Annotated in this window: 16 protein-coding genes; 9 read left to right on the top strand and 7 right to left on the bottom strand. The window is 39.7% G+C overall.

The genetic code is table 11. From position 1 onward, the window contains the following. Positions 1-25 precede the first annotated feature (25 nt). Positions 26-907, top strand: coding sequence for a carboxypeptidase-like regulatory domain-containing protein (locus AWW68_RS06175; protein ID WP_068217925.1), 882 nt, complete (start codon positions 26-28; stop codon positions 905-907). Here AWW68_RS06175 and AWW68_RS06170 read toward each other — a convergent pair. Next, complete coding sequence (locus AWW68_RS06170; RefSeq protein ID WP_068217922.1) at positions 904-2,493, bottom strand: SulP family inorganic anion transporter; 1,590 nt, start codon at positions 2,491-2,493, stop codon at positions 904-906. The two genes, AWW68_RS06175 and AWW68_RS06170, sit on opposite strands and share 4 nt — an antisense overlap. Positions 2,494-2,684: 191 nt before the next feature. Between AWW68_RS06170 and rlmD the strand changes: the two genes are divergently transcribed. The 3 genes from rlmD to AWW68_RS06155 all read left to right on the top strand — a co-directional run bounded on the left by rlmD (position 2,685) and on the right by AWW68_RS06155 (position 6,086). Then, positions 2,685-4,145, top strand: a complete 1,461-nt coding sequence (gene rlmD / locus AWW68_RS06165) for a 23S rRNA (uracil(1939)-C(5))-methyltransferase RlmD (protein WP_068217919.1) — start codon at positions 2,685-2,687, stop codon at positions 4,143-4,145. Positions 4,146-4,251: 106 nt separating this feature from the next. Then, complete coding sequence (locus AWW68_RS06160; RefSeq protein ID WP_068217915.1) at positions 4,252-5,199, top strand: aldo/keto reductase; 948 nt, start codon at positions 4,252-4,254, stop codon at positions 5,197-5,199. Between the two features lie 59 nt (positions 5,200-5,258). Continuing rightward, a complete protein-coding gene (locus AWW68_RS06155; RefSeq protein ID WP_068217911.1) occupies positions 5,259-6,086 on the top strand; it encodes a hypothetical protein in 828 nt (275 codons plus the stop codon). An 85-nt stretch (positions 6,087-6,171) separates the two neighbouring features. On the opposite strand, the gene AWW68_RS06150 is transcribed toward AWW68_RS06155, so the two are convergent. Beyond that, complete coding sequence (locus tag AWW68_RS06150; RefSeq protein ID WP_068217908.1) at positions 6,172-6,363, bottom strand: cold-shock protein; 192 nt, start codon at positions 6,361-6,363, stop codon at positions 6,172-6,174. Positions 6,364-6,436: 73 nt separating this feature from the next. On the opposite strand from AWW68_RS06150, the gene AWW68_RS06145 reads away from it, so the two are divergent. Together AWW68_RS06145 and AWW68_RS06140 are read left to right on the top strand one after the other, a co-directional pair. Further along, positions 6,437-6,925 (top strand): SixA phosphatase family protein, encoded by a 489-nt coding sequence (locus AWW68_RS06145; RefSeq protein ID WP_068218517.1) that lies wholly within the window; start codon positions 6,437-6,439, stop codon positions 6,923-6,925. A 168-nt stretch (positions 6,926-7,093) separates the two neighbouring features. Then, a complete protein-coding gene (locus AWW68_RS06140) occupies positions 7,094-7,930 on the top strand; it encodes a hypothetical protein (RefSeq protein WP_068217906.1) in 837 nt (278 codons plus the stop codon). 296 nt (positions 7,931-8,226) lie between these two features. Here AWW68_RS06140 and hslU read toward each other — a convergent pair whose 3' ends face one another. From hslU to lon, 3 genes are read right to left on the bottom strand one after another with little or no spacing between them, the layout of a single operon-like run. Further along, complete coding sequence (hslU, locus tag AWW68_RS06130; RefSeq protein ID WP_068217900.1) at positions 8,227-9,624, bottom strand: ATP-dependent protease ATPase subunit HslU; 1,398 nt, start codon at positions 9,622-9,624, stop codon at positions 8,227-8,229. After that, positions 9,617-10,657 (bottom strand): type IX secretion system protein PorQ, encoded by a 1,041-nt coding sequence (porQ, locus tag AWW68_RS06125; protein ID WP_068217897.1) that lies wholly within the window; start codon positions 10,655-10,657, stop codon positions 9,617-9,619. The genes hslU and porQ overlap by 8 nt, the downstream gene beginning before the upstream one ends. 30 nt (positions 10,658-10,687) lie before the next feature. After that, on the bottom strand, positions 10,688-13,150 hold the full coding sequence (lon, locus tag AWW68_RS06120) for an endopeptidase La (protein WP_245660214.1): 2,463 nt from the start codon (positions 13,148-13,150) through the stop codon (positions 10,688-10,690). A 166-nt stretch (positions 13,151-13,316) separates the two neighbouring features. On the opposite strand from lon, the gene AWW68_RS06115 reads away from it, so the two are divergent. The 3 genes from AWW68_RS06115 (at position 13,317) to AWW68_RS06100 (ending at position 17,781) form a co-directional block, all read left to right on the top strand. Further along, entirely contained in the window at positions 13,317-15,320 is a 2,004-nt protein-coding gene (locus AWW68_RS06115) for an OmpA family protein (RefSeq protein WP_068217894.1), read from the top strand. Positions 15,321-16,212: 892 nt separating this feature from the next. Continuing rightward, the gene (locus AWW68_RS06105) at positions 16,213-16,500 is read left to right on the top strand and encodes a hypothetical protein (RefSeq protein WP_068217888.1); all 288 of its coding nucleotides are present in this window, start codon (positions 16,213-16,215) and stop codon (positions 16,498-16,500) included. A 75-nt stretch (positions 16,501-16,575) separates the two neighbouring features. Continuing rightward, the gene (locus tag AWW68_RS06100) at positions 16,576-17,781 is read left to right on the top strand and encodes a 6-bladed beta-propeller (protein WP_068217885.1); all 1,206 of its coding nucleotides are present in this window, start codon (positions 16,576-16,578) and stop codon (positions 17,779-17,781) included. On the opposite strand, the gene rseP is transcribed toward AWW68_RS06100, so the two are convergent. Then, complete coding sequence (gene rseP / locus AWW68_RS06095; RefSeq protein ID WP_068217883.1) at positions 17,767-19,068, bottom strand: RIP metalloprotease RseP; 1,302 nt, start codon at positions 19,066-19,068, stop codon at positions 17,767-17,769. The genes AWW68_RS06100 and rseP overlap by 15 nt on opposite strands. Next, positions 19,068-20,228 carry a 1-deoxy-D-xylulose-5-phosphate reductoisomerase gene (locus AWW68_RS06090; protein WP_068217880.1) on the bottom strand — a complete coding sequence of 387 codons (1,161 nt, stop codon included), beginning with the start codon at positions 20,226-20,228 and terminating at the stop codon, positions 19,068-19,070. The genes rseP and AWW68_RS06090 overlap by 1 nt, the downstream gene beginning before the upstream one ends.

Genomic DNA, 20,228 nt, shown 5'->3' with positions numbered 1-20,228 from the left:
TTTATGCCGCAGTTGTTATTCTATTATGAGGTTGAAATATCTGACTTGCTTCCTTTTTATTCTTCTTGCTCAGGAGGCATTTGGGCAAATCATTATTAGAGGAAGGGTCATAGCATCCGATGATGGATTGCCACTACCCCATGTTGCCGTATTTAGTGATTCCATAAAAAATGGCACCTTAACTAACATACATGGTGAGTTTGATATACAAATGGAATTAGGTGACATTCTGATATTTGACTTTATTGGATTTGAAAGGCAAAAAATCCAAATAAAGGAGAATAAGTTCTACGAAGTAATTCTAGTACCCGATTGCATTATAGATCATTTTGACAATAAACTACTCCATTTCGGCAGTGGACTTGATCTGGCCAATGATCAGTTCGGTCTCTCAATGGACTATACGAGCCGATTTCAATTACCTATTGATCTCAAAGCATCAGCGTCATATTACTGGAATAGTCAAAGCAGTAACCTTAATACAAATCTTTCCATTCTAGACATAGTCCATAGCTGTGAGTTTGAATTAGAGGCGAATTTCAGATACCAGGCGGTAGACATAGACAATTATAAATTTCAAAATTCGACTGCTTCAATTGAACCGAGGTTTGATCTTTGGGCTCCAAGTATTGGCTTTGGAATTAATCAGTTTCAAAATGAGGGTTCACTTTCAAGCAACGCAGGCATACTAGTTGGTCTGAAGAGAGAAATTTTCATAGGAAGAAAATATATTCCAATAAGCCTATCTACAACCTTCTGGCAGAATAAGCCTGAAGTCAATATTTCGGCCGAGTACTATTTCTTCAGAAATATCAGATTTAAAGTCGGTTATCAAGGGTATGGCGACTTCAATTCAATAATAGGATCGCTTGGTATTAATATAAGAACTTGGACAAAAGCCTTTTAACCCTCAGCAGCTTTATACTTATTGAAGTTGTCTATGGCAACGAAGTAATCTGGATCTTCAACTACATTGACATCGCAAATGCTTTCGGCTTTCTTGATCATTCGGATACAGTCTTGGCTCAAATGCCTTAGGTGAAGGTTCTTACCCTCTTTCTGATACTTTTCAGCTAGTTTATTGATGGCTTCAATAGCCGACTGATCCATAATTCTGGATTCCTTAAAGTCTATGATAACCTCATTTGGATCTTCCTTCACCTCGAACTTTGAGTTGAAGAGACTTACCGAGCCGAAGAATAGTGGCCCATAGATTTCGTAATGCTTAATACCGTGCTCATCGATAGATTTTCTAGCTCTAATTCTAAGTGCATTTTCCCACGCGAAAACCAATGCAGAAACAATCACTCCAGCAAAAACAGCGATAGCTAAATCGAAGAGAACTGTCAAGCCTGTTACCAAAACAATCACAATGACATCCGACTTCGGTACTTTATTGACAATCTTGAAGGTACTCCAAGCGAAAGTGCCAATAACCACCATAAACATCACCCCTACCAAAGCAGCGATTGGAACCATCTCTATATATTCGGACCCGAAAAGGATAAACGCCAAAAGCGCAACAGCAGCCACCACTCCAGAAAGTCGGCCTCTACCTCCAGATTTCACATTAATGATACTCTGACCGATCATGGCGCAGCCTCCCATTCCACCAAAGAATCCGTTGGTTAGGTTAGCCAAACCCTGAGCAATACATTCTCTGTTACCGTTTCCGCGAGTTTCGGTCAGCTCGTCCAATAGGTTTAAGGTCATTAGAGACTCAATCAAACCAATAGCCGCTAGAATTAGTGCATATGGAAATATGAACTGAAGTGTTTCCCAGTTCAAGGAAATTAAAGGAACATTAAAAGTTGGTAATCCTGCTTTGATACCATCTCCCCCACCATCTTGAATAAAGCTTTTTACGGTTGCGGTTTCAACACCACCAAAAATTACAATGGCAGAAACCACCAAAATAGCCACTAGAGCAGCCGGAATACCTTTATTGATTCTCGGTAGCACAACCATGATGGCCATGGTGAGCAAGACCAAACCTAGCATAATCAATAGAGAGCTACCTGTAAGCCATTCGCCACCAGATTTGAACATGCCCAACTGAGACATGAAAATGACAATGGCCAAACCGTTCACAAAGCCCATCATTACTGGGTGAGGCACCATTCTGATAAATTTTCCGAGCTTAAAGACACCAGCCGACATTTGAATGATACCCGTAAGAATTAGCGTAGCGAAAAGGAATTGCAATCCTTGCCCTTCTCCCATGGCTTCTCCTTCGGCCACCAGGCTCACCATTACTACAGCCAAAGCTCCTGTAGCTCCAGAAATCATTCCTGGGCGACCACCGAAAACTGCTGTGATTAAGCCCATCATAAAGGCTCCGTAAAGACCGATGATTGGAGAAATACCTGCCACAAAGGCGAAAGCAACTGCCTCAGGCACAAGCGCTAACGCAACAGTAAGTCCTGAGAAAATATCGCTCTTCGCACTTACTCTATTCTTATCAATGATTGAAAATGCCTCTCTGAATGTCATGCCTCTGAATTTGAACCTGCAAAGGTATGGCTTCTTGTGGGAATCACAGCCCTGAGTGTAAAGACTTTGTGAAAACGATGTCACGTCTAGGTCGTGAGCAGGAAGAAGAAAGTCTGGAGCTGACTTGAAACCAAGCAATTACTTCTTTCCTTTTTAAGCGGAGATGAATACGGCTTGTTATCTTTGCACACATGAGTAAAGGGAGAGGAAATAACAAGTTTGTTAAACGTGGAGAAATACTTGAAATTTTGATCAAGGATTATGCTTTTGGTGGAAAAGGCATAGGTAAAATTCAAAACGAACATGGTGAATTTGTGATTTTCGTACCTAATACTCTGCCGAGCCAAAAAGTAAAAGCTCAAGTTCAAAAGGCGAGCAAAACATTTGCTGAGTGTAAGTTACTAGAGGTTCTGGAATCATCTCCCGATGAAACTGAAGTGCCATACCAAGAAATACCAGGCGCACCATATATAAAATTACCGGTAGATCTTCAACACAAATACAAGAAACAAAGTACGCTTGAACTCTTTAGGAGAATTGGTAAGGTTGAAAGCATAGAATCTTACTTCGATGAATTCGTAAGCTCACCAAGCAACTTTCATTATCGTAACAAAATGGAGTATGCATTCTCCGCCATTGGATATGATCATGAGAAAAAAACCGATGTAGACGAGTTTACATTGGGGTTCAAAAAAAGAGGAACTTGGTGGTGTGGAGATGACCTCAAGAAAGACTCTGGTTTGTTCGATGAAGCTTTAGAGAACAACCTGAAGTTCATAAAAGAGTATTGTCAAAAAACTGGCCTGAGCCCGTGGCACGGCCCAAAAAAGGAAGGGTTTTTCCGTTTCCTTGTGGTTAGGAAATCATTCAAGACCAATCAACTGCTATTCAACCTGGTTACTACTTCAACTGAATTAGAGCGTTTCGACTTAAAGCAATTTGCCGAATTCTTGGTTTCCCTTTTTGGCGATAGAGTTGCAGGCCTTTTACACACTACAAACGATGAGGTTGCTGACAGAACCATAGCCACAACGGGTGAAATAAAGTTGGTTTATGGAGAAGATAAAATTGTGGAAGAACTGCTCGGGCTAAACTTCGAGATTAGTATGAAGAGCTTTTTCCAGACAAATCCTCAGTCGGCCGAAAAGCTCTACTCAAAGGTTCTAGAATACGCTCTTGAACGCAAGGACACTATCGATGGCCATATTGTACTCGATCTTTTTTGCGGCACAGGCACCATTGGCCAAATTCTCGCCTCCAAAAGCGATAATGCGCAAATAGTTGGAGTCGACATTGTTGAGTCTGCTATTAAGGATGCCCGAGAAAATGCCAGCAGAAATAACATAAGCGGTCTTAAATTCCATGCTTCTGATGTTGGGAAATTCCTAAAAGAGCATCCAGAATATCAGAATAAGATTGGCACTGTAATCCTAGACCCTGCAAGGGCTGGAGTTGCTCCAAAAACCTTGAAGAAGATTATTGATCTTGGTGCCAAAAGAATGGTTTATGTTTCGTGTAACCCAGCTACTCAAGCCAGAGATATTGAGCAATTAGCAATTGCTGGCTACGCACTACAAAAATTCAGCTTAGTAGATCAATTTCCTCACACCAGCCATGTGGAGAGTGTGATGTTGTTGGAGAAACAAGCCTAAAACAATACCGTTAAATGCTTTTTTGCACCACAGGGTAATTACTTGATTCACATTTCACCGAACTCATCATCACTCAGCTTAGTTAATAGACAAACCATTATTAATTATGAATCAACTTACTTTTAGAAACGGAGATAAAATAGATGCAATTGGTCTTGGCACATGGAAATCTGAGCCAGGAGATGTTTATAAAGCTGTTAGGGAAGCCATTAAAATAGGTTATAGACACATTGATTGCGCATGGATATATCAAAATGAAGCTGAAATTGGACAAGCATTTAAGGATGCCTTTGCCGATGGTGATGTAAAAAGAGAGGAGCTCTTTATTACTTCTAAGCTGTGGAATACCTTCCATCACCCAGACGATGTGGAGAGCAATATTCAAGAAACCCTAAAGAATCTTCAGCTAGACTATTTAGACTTATACTTGATGCACTGGCCAGTGGCTATGAAAAAAGGAGTTGGATTTCCTGAAAGTGCCGATGACTTTGTAAGCTTGGAGGAAATTCCTCTCATTGACACTTGGCAGGCCATGGAACAGCTAAAAGCCAAAGGGCTAACCAAACACATTGGTGTGTCTAACTTCAACATACCCAAAATTCAAGGGCTAATAGATGCAGGTGGCTCTGTTCCAGAAATGAATCAAGTAGAATCTCACCCTTTACTCGCTCAAAAAGAGCTCTTGGAGTTCTGTAAAAAGCATGAGATTCTGTATACCGCCTACTCGCCACTTGGCTCACGAGATAGACAAGGCCAGTCTGGCAATGAACCAGATATGTTTGAACTTGCTGTGGTAAAGGCTATTGCTGAAAATCACGATGTACACCCAGCACAGATCTTAATTAAATGGGCCGAGGGAAGAGGCACTATTGTAATTCCTAAATCAGTTAATCCAAAAAGACTTAAGGCCAATCTAGAATCTGCGAATATTCCGTTGAGCGAGCTAGAAATGATGGAATTGAATAAACTGGACAAAGGCTACCGCTTCATTGACGGATCTTTCTGGGAAAAAGAAGGTGGCCCGTACACTGTTGATAGTCTATGGAATGATTAATTGACACTTCATGGCACGAGGTTTGGCTTTCATTAAGCATTAAAAAAACCTTTTTAGTCATGAAAACATTTAGCAAAAAGCTTTTTTCCGCTTTAATAGCTTGCTTGATAGTATTTTCAAGCTGCTCTGAAGATAATGGGGAGTCTAATCCAACAGCTCCCCAACTTCCTCCCCAACAATCTATGTCTGCCAATATGGGAGGTTTTCCGTCAAATGGAGAAGGTTCTATGGCCAACAGTGGTGAAGCAAGAACTCACTTCAATTTTGCCGCAGGTAATGTATTATTCTGGCAAACGCTTCTTAATGTACAGCTAGCCATACCAGTTGCTGCATTTCAAGAGGCATTCAATCATTCATTTGAATATCTTGACTCTGATGGTATATGGAAATCAGAATATGATGTTTCCGTAGCTAATAAGAGCATAACAGCCACACTTTATGCTGACAGATCTGGAAACCAGATAGAGTGGGAAATGTACCTTTCTTTACCTGGAGAGTTCGACAACTTCCTTTGGTTTAGCGGAGAATCAAACCTAGATAATTCTGGAGGGACTTGGGTGTTATACAGAAGCCCTTCTGAACCTAGAGCCGCCTTACAAATAGATTGGCAGAAGGAAAATGATGCTGTTATCAAGTCAACTTATACATTGATAGATACTCAGGCTGATAAGTCGGGAAGCTTCATAGAATATGGATTGAGTTCTGAAGCAGCCTTTACTCATTATTATGAAGTATCAGTAAAGAGCGAGAGCTCGGAAGACTATGACGCATTGATTTACTATAACCAAGAAACCAGAATCGGTAGCGTTACTTCGGTTTCTTACTTTGGAGACAATGGCAAAAGGTGCTGGAATAGCAGCTTTGAAAATACCGATTGCCAAAACTAACCTTCCCTTACTACCTTAAAACAAGAACCCCTGACTAGACAAGTCTAGTCAGGGGTTGGTAATCAAAAATCTATAATTCTTTTAACTATATTTTCTTGACATTCACGGCATTAACGCCTCTTCTGCCTTCTTCAGTTTCGAACTCAACTTTATCGTTCTTGTCGATGGCATCTACTGTACCAGACACGTGAACGAAGACATCTTTTCCAGTTTCATCGTCAACGATAAAGCCAAAGCCTTTGTCTTCGTTGAAGAATTTTACGGTACCTGTTTTCATTGTAACTTGTAATAAATAAATTAATTAATGGGTCAAAGCTAGTAATTAGTTTGACTCTGCCTACAAAATGTTGATGAAAAGACTGTTAATTGTTCGTCATGCCAAGTCAAGCTGGGACTTTCCGCATCTGTCTGATTTTGAGCGCCCTTTGAATAACAGAGGCAAAAGAGATGTGCCAGACATGGCTCAAAGACTGGCTAAAACAAGTCTTAAACCCCAACTTTTAGTATCGTCCCCAGCGAACAGGGCCCTGACGACAGCCAAGGGTTTTGCAAGCCAGTTAGGCTTTTCAAGCGGTGAAATTATTCAGAATAAAGAGCATTATCATGCTTCAAGCCGTGAATTGAGAGCTTTAATCAGAGAATTTGACGATCGATACGATTTTATCATGATGTTCGGTCATAATCCTGGACTTACCTATTTAATCAACGAATTATCTGGTGTTCAACTTGATAACCTACCAACCTGTGCTATTTGTGGAATTGAGTTTGAGATAGATTCATGGCAAGAGGTAAAGAGAGGAACTGGAAAGAAGTTTTATTATGATTTTCCTAAGTCATAAGAACCCTGAATTTAACAATTCCAAATTGCTCCAGTTAGATCAAGTATTAACAAGCTTTATTGCATCCAATATTCCTATTCACAGAAATATTTTCATTAAAATGGGGTGACTTTTTAATTTTGTAATCACTAATAGGTAGTTAACCTATTTTAAACAAAAAAACATAACATGAAACGACTTCCATTAAACCTCATTTTATCCCTCCTCTTACTATTTTCTGTAGTCAATTGCGAGGACAGACAAGAGGATGAACCAATTATTCTCAATAAAGAAAATTATCAGGCTTTTGCTGATATCTATTCACAAAACTTGAATACCATAGCTTCTCGTCTGAGAGCCGCTAGTTCAACATTTGCTGATTCCAAATCTGTTATATCGGTAGTTGAAAACAACTTAGAAGAAGATGTCATAGCAAGCTTCAGAAACAACTATGTGAATTATATCTCTGATAATGACAGATCTTCAACTGAAGGGGGTTCAACTCAACAGTTCAACTTGGAGAACCTTAGTGAAATTCGAAGAGAATATGTCCAAGAAATTTTGGGTTCGGTTGAAAACTATAATAATCCAGAAGACTATATTGCTTGGTTGGATAATAAATTCCATGAAATCTATGACTCTGAAGATTTAGAGTTAGAGGATAAAGACTTTCTCTTGACTTATATAACAGTCTATAATATTTCTTTGTCTTTTTTAATAGATAACCCAGATCTTATCCCTCAGACAACTAATGGAGAATCTGCAGTAAGTCCATTTCACCTAAATGATCCCAGATCAGGTTTCAGAGATTGGTTGGATCGAAATCTTAAATGTGTTGCAGGTGTTGCAGGATCAGCCATAACTGTTGGACTTGGGGGTTGTGCTGCTCTGGGTCAAACATTAGGAGGAGTGGGTGTGCTCGGTGGACCAGCAGGTGCTGCAAGTGGTTTCGCTACTGGATGCATAATCGGTGGGGCTATTGGAGCCATTGGTGGAGGACTTGTAGGTTACGCTACATTTTGTTAAATAACAAAGGTTATTATTATGAAAAATTCAACTGTTAGAATTCTCAAACTTCTTTTACCATTCATTTGGTTACTGGCGGTTGTTTTATTTGTATCGTACAAATTGATAACAGAATATAACGAGTTGGAGAGTTGGAAAATAATATGTCTTAGTGTTGGAGGAACACTCATATTATCTATGCTCCTTGCCTTTGTTGGATTAAACATTTTTTTTAAGAAGAAAGGAACATCCTGACAACTATATGGTTTGCAGGCAATTATGTATTCGGGTTATTCAACTAACCCGAATACATAGTATTACAAAATAAACTCGCTCAAGTCCTTGTTCTGCACAAGACCATTCAACCTTTCCTGAACCATTTCTTTGGTCACTACCACCTTAGCATTAGGTGGAATTTGTTCTGGAATATCAAAGAGGATGTCATTCAACAGCCTACTCATTACCGTGTGAAGTCTTCTGGCACCAATATTTTCAACCTCCTCATTAATATGGAAGGCAATTCTAGCAATCTCTTGTAGGGCTTCATCTGTATATTCTAAGCTCACGTCTTCCGAGCCAATCAAAGCCATGTACTGCTTGGTAAGCGCATTCTTAGGCTCCTTCAATATCTGATAAAAATGCTCTTGAGTTAAACTATTCAATTCAACTCTGATCGGGAATCTACCTTGAAGTTCAGGTATAAGGTCAGAAGGCTTTGCTACATGAAAAGCCCCGGCAGCAATAAAGAGAATGTGATCAGTATTGATTACCCCATACTTGGTATTCACTGCACTTCCCTCAACAATTGGAAGTAAATCTCTCTGCACACCTTCTCGGCTTACATCAGGCCCACTGCCTCCTCCTTTTTTCGATGAGCCAGCAATTTTATCAACCTCATCGATAAATATCATTCCAGTGTTTTCAGCCTTCTTAATGGCTTCATCCTTCACCTCATCCATATCGATAAGCTTGGAGCTCTCCTCTTCTAAGAGAAGCTTCTTGGCCTCTTCAATGGTCACCTTACGCTTTTTGCTGCGCTTTGGTAACATATTCTGAAGCATGTCTTGTAGGTTAATCATGGAAGCTTCGTCCATGCCTCCACCAACCATACCCAGACCATTGGCCTGCGGTGCCTGAATTGAAATTTCTATTTTTCGATCATCAATTTCACCAGAACGAATCTTTTCTCTGAACCGCTCTCTAGTTCTTTCATTCAGTTCAGCATCGGTCATTTTCTCTGCCTCTTCAATCTCCCCATTAGGCTGAGTCACTGAAGGACGAGAGTTTCTTACTGGCGGAATAAGTGCATCGAGAATAATGTCTTCAACAGCTTGTTCAGCCTTTACCTTAACCTCTGCCTTTTTAGTTTGCTTAACCAGTTTCACCGACTGCTCAACTAGGTCACGAACCATGCTTTCCACATCTCTACCCACGTAGCCTACTTCGGTAAACTTAGAGGCCTCCACTTTGGTAAAAGGAGCATCCGCAATTTTGGCTAATCGTCTGGCAATTTCTGTTTTACCAACTCCAGTAGCACCAATCATCAGTATGTTATTCGGAACAATTTCGCGCTGCATATCGCTTTTCACGTGCATTCTTCTCCACCTATTCCTTAGCGCAATGGCCACATTTTTTTTAGCCTCATTTTGGCCAATAATATATTTATCAAGCTCCGCCACAATTTGACGAGGCGTTAGAAATTTCTGATCAATCATTTGTTTTCTTTTTAATTAATCCGTTCAAATCCATATTGATTTGAAGTGTATTGCTGCCACCTGCAGCATGATAAAGTGCCCTACTAAAGGCGAATTCGAACCTTTTGGTTCGGAACATAAAGCCAAAGGAAAAACCAGCCCCTCCATTAACTCCATTCTGATTCTTTAGCTCTTGCCTTATTAAATGGTTGTAGCCAAAGCGCGCCTGAAAATTGGGTGAAAGCAACAACTCTGCCCCAAACACCAGCCTTCTGAATAATTCTTCAGAAAAGCCCGGTTCGTTGTCTTCATCGCCCAGTATAGTATTACTGGAAGCATCATAATAAACTACGTCTGCGCGGTTTAAGTTGCGCGCTGCCAAAGAAAACCTAAAGGGCATAAACTCTGGTTTATAGCTTAGACCCAATTGAACATCTAGCGGCAATTGACTATTGTTTTCATCTAGATAATCAGACATCAAAAAGCCCAAATTTCTTACCAAGAACCCAACCGTAAAGTCTCTTTCAGGGTGCTTGAAAGTTCCACCCAAATCTAACAGCAACGCACTAGCTTGATAAGAAGCGAGATCAGAGGCGGCTACTTTTAAATTACCCCCTACAGAAAAGGGACCGAATTGCTGTGAGTTCCCAATTGAAACCACATATTCATGGACTTTAAAATCACCATTTAAAAAGCCGTCTTCATCGTAGCTTTCTACTTCTCCATAATTGAGGTAGCCAACGTTTAAAGACCAAGTTCCATAATTTTCGAAGGTTCTAACATAACTCACAGAAGTGTTGGCTATATCAGAAAAGTATCCCAAACGGGAAACCACCAACCTATTATGCATCTCCTTATCTAGAAAGGCAGGGTTATAAATGGCTTGGGCGGCATCTTCCCATCCAGAAGTAAGGTTAACACCCCCCAAAGCAGACAATCTAGCATTAGAAGGTAAATTGAGATATTCAAAGGCACGTGTTCCTCCCAACTGAGCCATTGCCCATTGAGGAGCAATAGAAAGTAAAGCTAAAAGAAGGAACAGGCGTTTATTCATATCGATTGATTAACGCAAAATACGCCTTTCTCAGTCTTCTAATACAAATTGCATTGGTTTAGTAACTTTCTGATCTAGCAAAGCTATTTCTAGCACCTCTTCGGCTTTTTCTACAAAATGAAAGCTAAGCCCTGCAATGTACTGCTCACCAATTTCATCAATGTCTTTTTGATTTCTCTCAGAAAGAATGATTTCCTTGACTCCAGCCCTTTTTGCTGCCAAAATCTTTTCTTTTACTCCACCAACCGGAAGCACATTTCCTTTCAGAGTAATCTCACCGGTCATAGCAATTTTATTTTTCACCTTTCTTTGGGTGAACAAAGAAGCCAATGCAGTAAGCATGGTAATACCCGCACTTGGACCATCTTTAGGCACTGCTCCGGCAGGAATGTGAACGTGTAAGTCGTACTTCTCAAAAACGCGGTAATCAATACCCAAATCTTCAGCATTAGATTTAAGGTAAGAAATGGCCGCCATGGCCGACTCCTTCATCACATCTCCCAATTGCCCTGAAAGAATAAGTTTGCCTTTTCCTCTGCTCAAGCTAGATTCAATAAATAAAATCTCACCCCCAACAGCAGTCCAAGCTAAGCCCGTAACCACTCCGGCAGACTTATTATCTTGATAAATTTCCTTATCAAAACGCTTCCCTCCGAGTACCTTTTCTATAAACTCAGGGGTAGCCTTCTTAGGATATTCTTCTTCCATTGCCACAGATTTGGCCACGGAGCGAACTACTGAGCCAACCACTCGTTCCAAACTTCTCACACCACTTTCGCGCGTGTAGCCTTCAATAAGGAACTGAAGGGATTTTTTATCGAAGTTGAAATCTTTGGCCTTTAAGCCGTGTTCCTTCTTCTGCTTAGGAATTAAGTGCCTTTTGGCAATTTCCATCTTCTCTTCAATGGTATAACCACTCACTTCAATAATCTCCATCCTATCTCTCAAAGCAGGCTGAATGGTATCTAATGAATTAGCAGTAGCAATGAAAAGCACCTTTGATAGGTCGTATTCTACCTCGAGGTAGTTATCTACAAACTCTGCATTCTGCTCAGGATCCAATACTTCTAGCAATGCAGAAGAAGGATCTCCTCTAAAGTTTGAATTGACCTTATCTATTTCGTCTAATACAAAAACAGGGTTGCTGTATTTTGATTTCTTGATGTTCTGGATCACCTTACCCGGCATTGCACCTACGTAAGTTTTTCTGTGACCACGAATCTCAGCTTCATCATGAACGCCACCAAGTGACATCCTGACATATTGTCTACCTAGTGCTTTGGCAATTGATCTACCCAAGGAGGTTTTTCCAACACCTGGAGGGCCATACAAACAAAGAATTGGCCCTTTCAAATCGTTCTTCAATTTAAGAACTGCTAGGTATTCCAAAATACGATCTTTCACCTTCTCCAGACCGAAGTGATCGTTATCCAACACCTTCTTAGCCTTCTTCAGGTCAAGGTCATCTTCAGAATATTCTTGCCATGGCAAATCAACCATCATCTCAGCATAATTCATGGCAATTGGGTACTCCGCTGCCATGTGATTCATGCGTAGAATTTTGTCTAATTCTTTGTTAAAGTGCTTACCTATTTTTTCTGGCCAAACCTTCTTTTTACCTCTTTCTCTTAGGGCTTCAACTTCACGCTCAGGACCATCTTCGCCCAACTCGTTTTGAAGCACTTTCATTTGCTGGCGCAAGAAGTAATCGCGCTGTTGCTGATCTATATCGGAATGTACCTTATTCTGAATTTCACTCTTTAATTCCAGCATTTGCATTTCCTTCATCAGGTATTGCAAAAGCTTAGTAGCACGTTCTATTCCGTCATTAATTTCCAGTAAAACCTGCTTCTCCTTAGCCTCAGCATTGATATTTGAAGAAAGAAAGTGCACCAAGAAACTTGGCTTCTCTATGTTTTCTAGGGCTACCTGAGCCTCTTTCGGAATTTCAGGGTTAAGCGCCATTATCCTATTGGCCGAATCTCTTATGGACTGAATGATAGCCTTTACCTCCTTACTCTGGCGCTTAGGAAAGTTCTCATTAAGATACTCTACCTTTGCTTTGAGAACTGGGCTTTCAGATACTAACTCTTTTACCTCAAAACGTTGCTTACCCTGCACGATGATGGTTGTATTACCATCGGGCAGAACCAACATTTTCACCACTTTGGCAACCGTCCCTACGCTAAAGAGGTCAGTACTTTTTGGGTCATCTACCTTAGGATTCTTTTGAGTAAGAATACCTATTATTTTATCGCCCTTATAGGCTTGTTTAACTACTCTTATAGATTTTTGACGACCAACAGTAATTGGTATCAAAACACCTGGAAACAGTACAGTATTTCTAACGGCAAGAATTGGTAATTCATCAGGCAAGTTCATGCCTTCTGTAGATTCATCCTCATCTGGGGCTATCATTTGAATTAGCTCCTCTCCGTCTTCCGTCATTTCAGCAGCAAGAATGTTTCCTATCATTTGTCGGTCTATCTTCATAATCAGATGTCAACATGACACGTTGTGTCATAGAATTAAAGGGCATACCCAAATTGCAAGCGCTATGCCAAAGCAGCTTTTGGCAGTATACAGCCTTTTGATTGTTCTAAAATGCTACGTATCTTACATATAAATACTTTCGCCAACACTCGACTAAGGTTCCATTATGATTAAACGAGGTTCTATTCTTGTACTCGTTTTATTCTGCTTTACCCCTTTAGCAGTTAATGGGCAATTCTTCGGTAAAAAAAAGAAGCGCAAAACAGAAAAGGTTGAGCTTAGCTCAGACTCCGTAAGCATTGACATCACCAATCTAGTTTTCAAAAACATCAATGGCGACCCAGTATACTATGATAAAAAGCTTCAATCGAAAATTGAAGAGTTAGATAAAGCCCAGAAATGGGAAGAACTCTACCCACTACTCACTGAATACGTGTCTAACTTCGGCACACAGAATTTTGCCCATCAAACTTATTATCTCTGGCGGCTGGCCAAACTCACAGAAATTTTCGGGTCTCCAGCACAAGCTAAACCGCTCTATGCTCTTGTACTAAAGCACCACAGAAAAGGCTTGAACATTTCTGAAGTACTCGCTAGATACGACTCGCTAGACGGAAACAAAAAACAGTATTTTGTGCCACTAGACTATTATTACGACTTAGTTGAATTTAGAAGGCAAGTTGACACGCTGATTCCACCAAGGGGAGTTTTAACTACTATGGGACCTATGGTCAATTCAGGCCATGAAGATTATGCACCTATGGTATCTAAAGGAGACTCTTTGCTAATTTTCACTTCAAAGCGGAACAGTGTTAATACGGGCATTAACAAATACATTAATGAAGACATTTTCATTACCAGCCTACAGAATAACAATTGGGGAAAGGCCGAAATGTTCGAGCGTATTAACTCCAGATACAATGAAGGGTCTGGCTACTTAACTAGAAGTGGAACTGAGTTATTTTTCTCCAGGTGCGAATCTCCCGAAGGCTTTGGTAATTGCGACCTTTACTATTCGCAACTTCAAGGAGACACTCTTTGGACCGAACCTGAAAACCTTGGAGAAACAGTAAACTCTGACGGCTGGGATTCTCACCCTACGCTAAATGTTACTGAAGACACACTCTATTTCTCTTCAGACAGAAGAGGTGGTTTTGGGCTAGCAGACATTTACTACTCGGTAAAAAGAGGAAAGGGAAAATGGAGCAAAGCCATGAATTTAGGCCCAATTGTAAATACAAGACTTAATGAGGTAAGTCCGTTTTTCCATCCACAGCACAATGTGCTCTATTTTAGCTCGAATGGTCACTTATTAAACTTCGGTGATTACGACATATATAAAAGCTACAAAATTGAAGGAGCTTGGTCCGAGCCTGTCAATATTGGGCCACTTGTAAATGGAAAGGGCACTGAGTTTTACTTCTCCATAGATAACAAATCTGAATACATTTATTATGCTCGGTCTGAAGAGGAGAGCATGAAAAATCTAGATCTATATTCTTTTCCACTGCCAATGGAAGGACAGCCCTTGGCCACCACTCGGTTTACTGGCAAAATACAGACGCTAACGGGTAAAATTCCTCAAAATGCGGTGGTATCCATTATAGATTTAGATGAAGGAGTGGAAGTAGCACCCAAGTTTGCCAGAGAAGATGGCACCTTCGAATTCGACCTTATTAATAATAGAAATTACCTACTCATTGTTCAGGGTGATGATATTTTCAGACTGGAAAAGCTATTCTTTCTAGATGGAGATATGGAATACACCGGAATTGTTGAAAGAGTGGCCAGCACCATTGAGTTTGCCTCATTAGAATTTAAGAATGGAAGTGCTGAAATTCTTCCAGAAATGCACACTGACCTTCAGAAGGTGATTGACTTCCTAATAGATCACCCAACTTTTAATCTAAACATTTCTGGCCACACAGATTCTAGCGGTAATGCACTGCTTAACCTGAAGCTTTCTCAACAGCGAGCGGATGCTATCAAGCGCTACATTTCAAATACTGGAAATATTGAAGAAAGCAGAATCTTTGCGATTGGTTACGGAAGTGAAAAACCGATTGTGAAGGAAGAAAAAACCGATGAAGACCGTAAACTAAATAGGCGAGTCGAGTTTGAAATATACCGCGACCCGCCTAAAGATCAAATAAACTCAACGGGAAATTAAATCTGATTATCCGTAATTAGTTATAAGCCGTAGCACCTACAGTAACCAACCTATAAAAGAGCCCTTCGCCTTTTCTATGTAGCTGGAACACAATGCGAAACACCCTTTTTCCACATAGCGCCCCTTCAATAGCATGGTGAGTATTTGGTCTTCCTGAGGCCTTATACTTTACAAGAAAGGATAGGTTCTAGGCTTTTATGATTGAGCCACTGCGAAGTGGTGTTCTGCTCCTACAGCTATTTATCCAAAAATGCTGGTCTTGAACTCAAAGCAGACATTTTACCCCAATCTTGTCCCGTTCTACTTCGAAGTCGTCCAAACAAAATTTTCCCACCGTTCAATTTACTTTTAAAATATTCATGATAAATAAAACAACTATTATTAATAAATAACATTAAAACAACACTTACTTAAATTTCATGATCTGTACGTATAACTAGAAAACTTCTTTTTGATTGGCTTATAATCATTTTTGGATGCGTATGACAATAACAGGCCTATTTGTAAGTGATTTATTTTCATAGATAGACAATAAAGTAGGTATTATTATTAAAAAAAATCATACTACTATTGCTATCATACAATATTATAAATAAATTTAATGACCATTAAACAAAATTTACAATGAAAAAAATCCTATCAATCCTGCTATTATTCTGTTCTTGCACATTGGTTTTTGCTCAAGCTGAGCTTAAGAAGGCTGAAGATGAGATTGAATGTTCCTTACCCGATAACTGGAGATGTGGATCTAGAATGGCTGATATACTCGATGGAATAGACTACCATGCTATGACCATAGTTACTCACAAGGAATGTATAAATAGTAGTCCTGCAAATGCATGTAATACTAGCAATCAGGATTTACTTTAATTTCTCACTAAAAATTTTAAAAATGAAAAAACTCTTATCAATTACTTTATCAATTGCTCTAGTCATTATCTTTTCGATCAATACATCAAATTCCGAGGAATATGACACGGATTGGCTAGTTGGAACATCAATGGCAAGGTCAATGTATTTTGGGGGTAATGGGGGGCTGCTTGGAATCATCAACTTTCAGAACTGCTGTGCTCCAACTTCAAACGACAATGCATGCGCACTGAACGCACAATCAGATGCCGAAGGTTGTAATAGCGCTAGGATGCGGGACGATCTTATTCAGCTACGCTATGTCGACTAAGTATTCAGTTAAAGGCCTCAAATGAGGCCTTTATATTATTCGTAAAAATCTTACCAAAAAATTCAATACTGGCTTATGAAACACCTTATAACTGCAATGATTATTCTCTTCATCCTTGGCTGCAATCAGAATAGTTCAAAAAACGTTCTTGATTCTTCAGTTCAAGAAATTGATATTGATTTGACAGCTGTAAAAGACTTTTATCTTCTGTCTAATATAATTTCATCCATTGAATACCTCCCATTAAAAGTTCCGCAGGATCATTTTATAGGAAGCATTGACAAAATAATATTCCATAATTCTGAGTACTACCTGTTAGACAAAATGCGTCAGTCTATCCACGTGTATGACCAGGAAGGTCTATTTAAAAGAAGGGTATTCAATCAAGGGCCAGGTCCAAAAGAATATTCCAGAATTGACTTCTTTGATATAGATGATAAGTCCGATCAACTGGAGATCATGGATATTGGAGCCAGAAAGGTTGTCACGCTTGACTTAGAAGGCAATTTTCTAGAGACTTTCAGAGCTCCGATTGTATGCAGGGATTTCGTAGTTACTCAAAACAGTGGTTACCTTTTCTATTGTCCAGATGAAAGCAATCATGTAAATAATGTAGATTATCCACCAGGGGTCTATTATTTAGATTCCAATGGATCAAAATTTGAACATTTGGTTGATATTGGGGGAATAGACTTTAGCCCCTTAATCACCCCTAATTCCTTTTTCAAAAATGAACATCATATTGAATTATTTAGTCCATACTCAGATACGACCTATCAATTTCACGATAACCAAATAATTTCAAGATCATTCATTGATTACTCTTTAGACAGTGACTTTGAAATGTTAAAAAATCCTAATTGGACAAATCAACTCCAAGAAGTTAATACACCCTTATTAAAAATATATCCAATAAGCTTAGGTGATTTTAAGAGTTATTTGTTTTCAAATAATGGCGAAATGAATTTTATGATTTTTGATGGCAACGAGCCAGTTTTATCCAAAGAGTTAATCAATGATATAGATGCCGGACATCCAATTTTAGTTGACTCATATTATTTAAATAGCTTCACTCTAATAGGTCACTTATCTGAAAAAAATATTGAGGCCATTGATGATTTCTCTGGAAAAAGCCAGAACTATCTACATGAACGCAATATGACATTGAAAGAAGAGAGAGCTCTAGACAGAAAGCGAGCCATTTCTTATTTAAACTCAACACTAAATGACAATCAATACATGAGTCCAGTCTTGGTTATTTCTAAGTTAAATATTGAATAATTTCAGAATATCATTCCCAAAAACAAGTACCATTAAAACCAGCAAGAAGATCATTCCCACTTTCTGAGCACCTTCTAAGAATTTATCAGACGGAGCATTACCAGAAATCATTTCGTAAAGCAAGAACATAACGTGCCCACCATCTAGCGCAGGAATTGGCAACAAGTTCATAAAGGCCAGAATCATTGAAATAAAGCCTGTAGTGTACCAGAATTGGTTCCAGTCCCAAGTTTTAGGGAACATGTTTACAATTCCGATTGGTCCGCTCAATGAACGCGGATTTACATCTCCACCAAACATTCTACCTAAGGCTTTCGCGTTCAAAATCACCGCGTTAAATGCTTTGCTAGTTCCTCTAGGTATGGCTTCACCTATAGTGTAATCATCTCTTTGGTAAGGGTTGGTCAAAACAAAACCAATCTGACCTCTCTCATCTACAGGCAAATCATACTCAAATGATTGTCCATTTCTCAAAATTTCAAAAGTAGCTGTCTCTCCAACAAGTGCTTCTAACTTCACTCTTAAGTCACTCAAGAAAAGAACTTCTTCTCCATTCACACCCACAATCCTATCTCCTTTTTCTAAAGGAATATCAAACCCATCTTGTAAGCCTTCCACTTCAATAGCCCTTCTAGGCTCAATGAAGTTCAGCTCGAATGTTTCATCATTCAACTTGTTGATAAAACCATCTGGCACAGGAAGATCGAAAACCTCTCCATTTCTTTCTACAGTCCAATAGGCATTAGAAGCCAATAGCGTCTCACCACTCCAGATATCAGAAACTCTGTCGTAATCTTCGCCATTAACTTTCAAGATTTTGTCTCCCGTTTCAAAGCCAGCTTCTTGAGCTATCTCTCCTGCAATAATGCCCTCTTGCTTGGTTAGATCTGCTGGCAAGTAGGTTTCGCCCAAATTATAGGTAAGAATAATAAAGGCAATTACACCTGCAATTACATTCACTATAATTCCGCCTAGCATTACAATAAGTCTTTGCCAAGCTGGCTTAGAGCGAAACTCCCACGGCTGTGGTGGCTGAGCCATTTGCTCTTTATCCATAGACTCATCAATCATTCCTGAGATTTTCACAAAACCTCCTAAAGGAATGGCACCAAGTCCGTATTCTGTTTCACCTTTCTTAAATGAGAAGAGGGTTGGCGGGAAACCAATGAAAAACTTCTCCACCTTCATTCCAAACATTTTGGCTGTGAGCATATGCCCGCCTTCATGTATCCCTACTAATATTGATAGTGCCAGCAATAGCTGAGCTACTTGAACTATGGTTTCCATTAAATATTAAATGCTTTTGCTAATTCTCTAGTTTGTTTGTCCGAGAGGACGTAATCATCATACGAAGGCTTTTCAATAAAAGATACCTTTTGCATGCATTCTGCAATCAAGTCAGACATTTCCAAAAAGCCAATTTCGTCATTTAAAAACTTCTCAACTGCTACCTCATTGGCGGCATTGAGAATACAAGGCATATTACCACCTTTATTCATGGCATCGAATGCCAACTGTAAATTTCTGAAGGTTTTAGTATCTGACTGCTCAAAGGTTAACTCAGGATAATCTAAAAAGTTGAACCTTGGAAAATCAGACTTCAACCTCTCAGGATAACCCAAGGCGTATTGAATTGGCAGCTTCATATCTGGCAAACCCATCTGAGCCTTCATGCTTCCATCTTCAAACTGCACCAATGAGTGAATTATAGATTGTGGATGCACAATCACCTCAATCTGATCATGCCTCAGGCCGAAAAGCCACTTGGCTTCAATCACCTCAAGACCTTTGTTCATTAAGCTTGCTGAATCGATAGTGATCTTAGCTCCCATTTCCCAGTTAGGGTGTTTGAGTGCTTGAGCCTTAGTAACATTAGCCAATTCCTCTCTGGTCTTCCCTCTAAAAGGGCCACCAGATGCAGTAAGGATAATTTTTTCAATCGGGTTATGAAATTCGCCCACTAGGCACTGAAATATTGCCGAGTGCTCAGAGTCTACTGGGTAAATATTCACCGCTTTCTGTTGTGCTAAGCGAGTAATTAAATCACCCGCCACCACCAAAGTCTCTTTGTTGGCTAAGGCAATGTGCTTACCAGCTTCAATAGCAGCAATAGTAGGCTTTAGCCCAGCATAACCCACCAAGGCAGTTAGTACCATGTGTACCGACTCCATCTGAACTACAGAACAGAGTGCTTTGGCACCAGCATATACCTTTATATCTAAAGAGTCGAGGGCATTGAAAACTTTATCATAAAGGTCATCATTACCAATAACAACCACATTAGGCTTAAAAGCCTGCGCTTGTTGAATCAGTAAATCCGCATTATTTCCAGCCGTCAGTACTTCAACTTCAAACTTATCTCTATGAGCGCTAATTACCTCTAGGGCTTGTGTACCAATGGAGCCAGTTGAACCCAATATGGCGATGTGTTTTTTCTCTGAAGTCAA

Source organism: Roseivirga spongicola, from assembly GCF_001592965.1.
GTDB lineage: Bacteria > Bacteroidota > Bacteroidia > Cytophagales > Cyclobacteriaceae > Roseivirga > Roseivirga spongicola.
The sequence above is the reverse complement of the archived record's forward strand: the minus strand, read 5'-3'. Positions and strand labels throughout refer to the sequence as shown.